General features: G+C 60.5%; 7 protein-coding genes and 1 pseudogene. 6 read left to right on the top strand and 2 right to left on the bottom strand.

Features of this window, described 5'->3' with window-relative positions; translation table 11 throughout:
- The 6 genes and pseudogenes from QZ268_RS14415 to QZ268_RS14395 all read left to right on the top strand — a co-directional run.
- Positions 1 to 230, top strand: a pseudogene (locus QZ268_RS14415) (hypothetical protein); the annotation flags it as partial.
- Between the two features lie 82 nt (positions 231 to 312).
- Positions 313 to 582, top strand: a complete 270-nt coding sequence (locus QZ268_RS14410) for a hypothetical protein (RefSeq protein ID WP_295453993.1) — start codon at positions 313 to 315, stop codon at positions 580 to 582.
- The gene (locus QZ268_RS14405; protein ID WP_295453990.1) at positions 583 to 849 is read left to right on the top strand and encodes a hypothetical protein; all 267 of its coding nucleotides are present in this window, start codon (positions 583 to 585) and stop codon (positions 847 to 849) included.
- Positions 850 to 856: 7 nt separating this feature from the next.
- Positions 857 to 1006, top strand: coding sequence for a hypothetical protein (locus tag QZ268_RS14400; protein WP_295453995.1), 150 nt, complete (start codon positions 857 to 859; stop codon positions 1004 to 1006).
- Between the two features lie 13 nt (positions 1007 to 1019).
- On the top strand, positions 1020 to 1325 hold the full coding sequence (locus QZ268_RS20210) for an excisionase family DNA-binding protein (protein ID WP_365322426.1): 306 nt from the start codon (positions 1020 to 1022) through the stop codon (positions 1323 to 1325).
- Positions 1238 to 2215 carry a tyrosine-type recombinase/integrase gene (locus tag QZ268_RS14395; protein WP_365322430.1) on the top strand — a complete coding sequence of 326 codons (978 nt, stop codon included), beginning with the start codon at positions 1238 to 1240 and terminating at the stop codon, positions 2213 to 2215. Before QZ268_RS20210 ends, QZ268_RS14395 begins: the two co-directional genes overlap by 88 nt.
- 295 nt (positions 2216 to 2510) lie before the next feature.
- On the opposite strand, the gene QZ268_RS14390 is transcribed toward QZ268_RS14395, so the two are convergent.
- Positions 2511 to 3683, bottom strand: a complete 1173-nt coding sequence (locus tag QZ268_RS14390) for an alanine racemase (protein WP_295453984.1) — start codon at positions 3681 to 3683, stop codon at positions 2511 to 2513.
- The coding region (locus QZ268_RS14385; protein WP_295453982.1) for a D-arabinono-1,4-lactone oxidase at positions 3680 to 5073 on the bottom strand (1394 nt) is incomplete at its 5' end. The genes QZ268_RS14390 and QZ268_RS14385, both read right to left, overlap by 4 nt.

Raw genomic sequence — 5073 nt, 5'->3', positions numbered from 1 at the left:
ACGGCTTTGAGCGGCTTTTGCGGTTCCTTGACCTCGGCGGCATGATCACACCGCCAAGCGATGATCCGCAGGACTGGTGGGAACCAGAAACCCTGACCCACCGCGCAGACCTCCTCGGAATCTGCGAAATTGGCAGCGATGACTATGCCGCGCTATCAGCCTGGCTCGCCGCCGCTGCCAAAACCCCGGTCGCTCAGCACTCTTCCCCATGCCCGACACCGGCAGCGTGAGCGCTGCCCAATGGGGCGCGGCACTCAAAGCCCATCACTCACCGACACCCGCCGCGCCCCATCAAGACAACAGGAGGCTCCCATGCAGCAGATCATCCAGGACAAGGCACCAATGCGCGCCGCCATGCTGGCCAATGACGTGGCCTTTCAGCGCTACGCCGCCACCCGCAATGGCTTTCCCGGTGGCCAGTTCAGCCCGACAGCCGCCACCGAACATCTGCGCACCGTCTGCCAGGTCAAAAGCCGCCGCCAGCTTGCAACCGACACCGCTGCGCGCCAGCGGTTTGAGAATATGCACACCGACTTCCTGATCTGGTCTGGCCGCATCCAAGCCCCAAGAAAGCATGGATAAATGCCGACAATACACGCCCCGACTGATTTCATCCGTGCACTTGCCGCTGCTGTACAGGCAGAGATGCCAGCCCCTCGCCAAGAAAAGCCGTTCGGGCTTGGCGCGCCCTGGACGCATCACGCCACCCCGGAAGAATTTGAACGCCTTGCACGGCTGCACAACCGGATCTTGCGCAAGGAGTTGGCGCTATCAGCCCTGCGGCAGGAACGCGCCGGCATCATGCGGCGCTGTATCCGCCGCATGCGCCGTGCCGCAGGAAAAGACTAGGAGCACCATGAAACAGTTGAAAGTTCTGATCGGCTGCGAAACCAGCGGCGCGGTGCGCCGGGCGTTTCTCGATCGCGGCCATGACGCCTGGTCCTGTGATCTGTTGCCCGCGCAATGGCAGATCAATGGGCTAGCCACGCAACCGCCCAGAAGATGAACCCCTTAAATTTATGAGAGACTGCAGCATGATGAAAACAGAAACCCCCTTCACCGCTGACACCCTAGCCAGACGCTGGGGTTGTTCCGGTGAAACTGTGCGCGCCATGATCCGAAATGGGCAACTACCCGCTTTTCGAGTGGGAAAAAGCTACCGAATTGCAGCCAAAACAGTGGAGAAACACGAATGCGCGACTATCGACTTGGACGCCTCAAAGGACGCTGGGTCGTCATCTGGAACGAAGATGACGGGCGCAGGCGACGTTATCGCCTTGCGGCTAACACGCGCCAGGAGGCAGAGAAAGAAGCACGCGAACTGATCCTGTTTGCACAGGCGCCTGAGAGTGGCGTCACCATCTCCCAAGCATGGGCTGCATATCAGGAGGACATGGGAGAACGGCGACAAGCATCGAAACTGGCCCAAGTCGGCAAAAACGTTCTGCCCGTTTTCGGACACTTCGGAGCCGATCAGATCACAGTTGAGGATTGTCGTGCTTACATAGCAACACGCCGCGCCAAAGGCCGTAAAGATGGAACAATTCGCACTGAAATGAACTGTTTGCGCGCCACCGTGAAATGGGCCGAGAAACGAGGCTTGATCAACGCGGCGCCGCACATCGAACTCCCACAGATGCCGCCGCCACGCAGCCGATATCTTACCCGAGAAGAGGCAAGCGCTTTGATCTTAGCCGCAGTGGATCCACACATTCAGCTGGCAATCTTGCTCATGCTCACCACTGCAGGCCGGATAGGAGCATTGTTGGAGCTAACCTGGGACCGTGTTGACCTGGAACGCAGGGTGATCAAACTAGCCAAGGACGAGATCGGTCCCAAAAAGGGTCGTGCCACAGTTCCTATCAATAACACTCTAATAACTGCCCTCCACACCGCACAGACTGCTTCAGTCTCTCCGTTTGTTATTGAATGGGGTGGCCGGTCAGTTGGCTCGATCAAGACCGGGTTCAATGCCGCAGTAAAACGCGCCGGAATCGAACATTGCACACCGCATGATCTGCGGCGTACCGCTGGCCGCTTTATGGTCGAGGCTGGCGTTCCAATTGAAGAGGTGGCGTCATACCTTGGGCACTCCAATCCGTCCGTAACCAGATCAACCTATGCCCAGTTTTCACCTGATTACCTACGCCGCGCGGCAGGGGCTTTAGATCTCGGATTGGTGGAAGAGGCCAGCGGTAGAGGTAAGGCGGATTGAAAGAGGGTATGCTCTTTGGTTCGCTGAACCTGCCCAGCTAAAAATGGGCTGCAAAACTCCGGTTTTCAGATGTTTTCAACATTGCTTTTTTGTAGCTAACCCACTGATCTGTAGCGCCCGCTACCACCTCCTAAGGGGCAGGTTGCAGGTTCGAATCCTGCCGGGGTCGCCAGTGCCTTTGGTTTTATTGAACACAGCAGCGCCACAGGCAGGATCTACAAACACATTTCCACCGGCCTCATCTTGTCCACCGGCATCATCCTGCGCGCCAATGCTGCGTGGGGAAGGCAGCAAGCTAGTGACGTGGGCTCAGCGCGGGCCAGGTTTCGGTGATCTGGCCTTCTGACAGCACCAGGATCTCGCCGAACTCGGGGATCACCGCCTCGCTTTGGCTGGGGCGCAAAAAGGCAAAGTGATCCACCGGAGACGCCGCGAGTTGCGGGCCGGACCAGACCTCCTGATTTGAGGAGCGGCCAAAGACCCCAGAATAGCCGTAGCCAGGGGGATAGACTGGCGAGGCCTTCCAATAGCCGCCATAGATGGCCAGGTTGGCGCGGCGGCGCCAGGTCAGCAGGGGGTTTAACCCGTCAAGCCCCGGCAACGGGTTGTTGGCGCGGTATTTAAGAATTGGTGTGGCGATGAACATCGCAGGCAGAAACCCACGGGTTGCGGGGCGGCTAAAGTCCTGTGGCTTTACCAGCACGGACCCTAGCGAGACTTCGCTGACCCCCTGCGCCGGCCCGTAGCGGTCAAAGGTGAGGCTGCCGCCGGTATTGACCAGTGGCGTAGCCCCCTGCGGCCCGGTAATCCCCCGTTGTTTCAGCAGCGCCGCCGCCCCACGCAGCGCCTGTCCGACCGCTGCTATGGATCGCTTGCGCAGCGGTGCCGGCAGCTTGTCCAAATGCGGCTCATAGCCCATTACCCCCTCAAGCTGCAGCTCTGGCATTTGCTGGATCTGTGACAGCAGCGCGGCAAAGGCGGCGGGCTCAACACCGCCGCGATGCAATCCCACGTCCAGCTCTATCGCGACCCGCAGGCGGATACCGCGGGACTGGGCAAGCTCTGCATATTGCTGTGCCCGCACCACGGTATCAAGCAGCCAGATCACCTGATCCGGGGCCTTTGCCTGCTGCGTCAGAACCTCGGCGGCGGCGCCGACGGGCAGGGGTTTCCCCATGAGGTGGTCCAGCGCAGGACGTTCCTGCAACAGGCTGTGCAACATGGCCGAAGAAAAAGTCATCACGCCCACGGCGCCAAGCTGCTGCACCGCCAGATCCAGCATTGGCAGCGCGGCCAGCGATTTTGCCACCACCCGCAGCCCGATGCCGGGCTGCGCCCTGCTGCGGGCCAGCGCCAGGTTGGCAACAAAGCGCGCACGGTCCAGCACCAGGCAGGGCAGGGTCTGGCCTGCTTGCCGCAACGCCCCATCCCAAAGCGCAAAATCTGGCAGGCTCTCTGCGCTGCTCATAGGCGAAACATCCGGGCCAGGGCGGGGGACAAGAAGCGGTCCTTAGGGTCCAGCCGGGCGCGCAGCGCGTCAAACTTGCCCAGATCAGGATATAGATCTTCGAGATCCCGCCGCTGCAGGCTGTGCAATTTACCCCAATGGGGCCGCCCGCCAGCGCTGCGGAAAATGGCTTCGCAATCGTGAAAGAACCCGGTGTAATCCTGTCCCCCATGCATATGCACCGCCACCGAGACCCGGCGGCCATGCTGAAAGGGTGACAGCCAGGCAGTGTCTCCGGCGGTTTGGCGCACCTCAATCGGGAACCAGACATCTGGGTGGCGCCTTTCGATCAACGCGATGATGTCGCGCAATACGGGTTCGGCAACATCCGGTGGCAGGTGATACTCCATCTCATTAAACCGCATGGCACGGGTCGAGCTGAGCACGCGCCAGCTTTCGCCGACATAGTCATCCTCCCCCTGCAGTTTCAACATCAGCGCCAAAACCCCGCGCTGCGCTTTGGGGTGCAGATGGCGCAGAGCGCTGGCAACCTTCATCACCTGCAACCCCAGCGCATCCAGATCAAGTGGGGGTTTGCTGGGCGCGGCCTCGGTCACGTCATGTGAAATCTGCACCCCCTTGCCACTATGGGGCAACAGGAAGAATTCAAAACAGCGATGCGCCGACCAGTTGCCATGCATCTGGTCCAACAGCACCTCAAAGGGCCGCACCCCAACACGGCGGCGCAGATTAAATGCAGGAACGGTATTCAGTTCAATCTCCAGCAAGATCCCCAAAAGACCAAGGCCGACCTGAACCCCTGGCAAATCCTCTGCCGCGATCTCAACCAGCTCACCGCTGCCCGAGAGCAGCCGGGCACCGGTCATTTCCGCCGCGATGCTGGGCAGATCCCGTCCGGTGCCGTGAGTGGCGGTCGACATGGCCCCGGCCAGGGTCTGGACATTGATATCCCCGAGATTGCGGAACCCCTGCCCTTTGGCCTGCAGAGCAGCTGACAGGTCATGTAGCCGGGCATTGGCATTGACCCGCGCGCGGCCCGGTTCGCTCGTCAGTACGGTGGGCATATTTATCTGGCTCAGGTCAAGAATGCGCCCGCCCCCAGACACCAGGGGGGTAAAGGAATGCCCTGCCCCCACGGGGCGCAGAACCTTATCGGGGGCTGCCAGAACCTCCCGCAGCTGTTCAATGGTGCGCGGTGCCACAACCGCCGCCTCTGAGGTCTCACAGCCAGACCAGTTCCGCCACATCAGCGGTTGTGTCTCGAATCTGGTGGAAATTCTCTGGCGGCGTTCTCCGAGCATGTGGATTTGGGCCTGATCAGGCCGCGAGGTCAAGTCTGATCGGGGCGATGGGCTGAGCCAAGGTTTCCCAGCCATCGACCTTTCGCATC

It is taken from the genome of uncultured Pseudophaeobacter sp., assembly GCA_905479575.1.
Taxonomy (GTDB): Bacteria; Pseudomonadota; Alphaproteobacteria; order Rhodobacterales; family Rhodobacteraceae; genus Pseudophaeobacter.
Note: the sequence above shows the minus strand (reverse complement) of the source record. Positions and strands in the feature narration are given on the sequence as shown.

Excerpts from the sequence above, each read along its gene's own strand:
- QZ268_RS14390 (WP_295453984.1), bottom strand. The coding sequence starts at position 3,683 with ATGAGCAGCGCAGAGAGCCTGCCAGATTTTGCGCTTTGGGATGGGGCG.
- QZ268_RS14410 (WP_295453993.1), top strand. The coding sequence starts at position 313 with ATGCAGCAGATCATCCAGGACAAGGCACCAATGCGCGCCGCCATGCTG.
- QZ268_RS14400 (WP_295453995.1), top strand. The coding sequence starts at position 857 with ATGAAACAGTTGAAAGTTCTGATCGGCTGCGAAACCAGCGGCGCGGTG.
- QZ268_RS20210 (WP_365322426.1), top strand. The coding sequence starts at position 1,020 with ATGAGAGACTGCAGCATGATGAAAACAGAAACCCCCTTCACCGCTGAC.
- QZ268_RS14405 (WP_295453990.1), top strand. The coding sequence starts at position 583 with ATGCCGACAATACACGCCCCGACTGATTTCATCCGTGCACTTGCCGCT.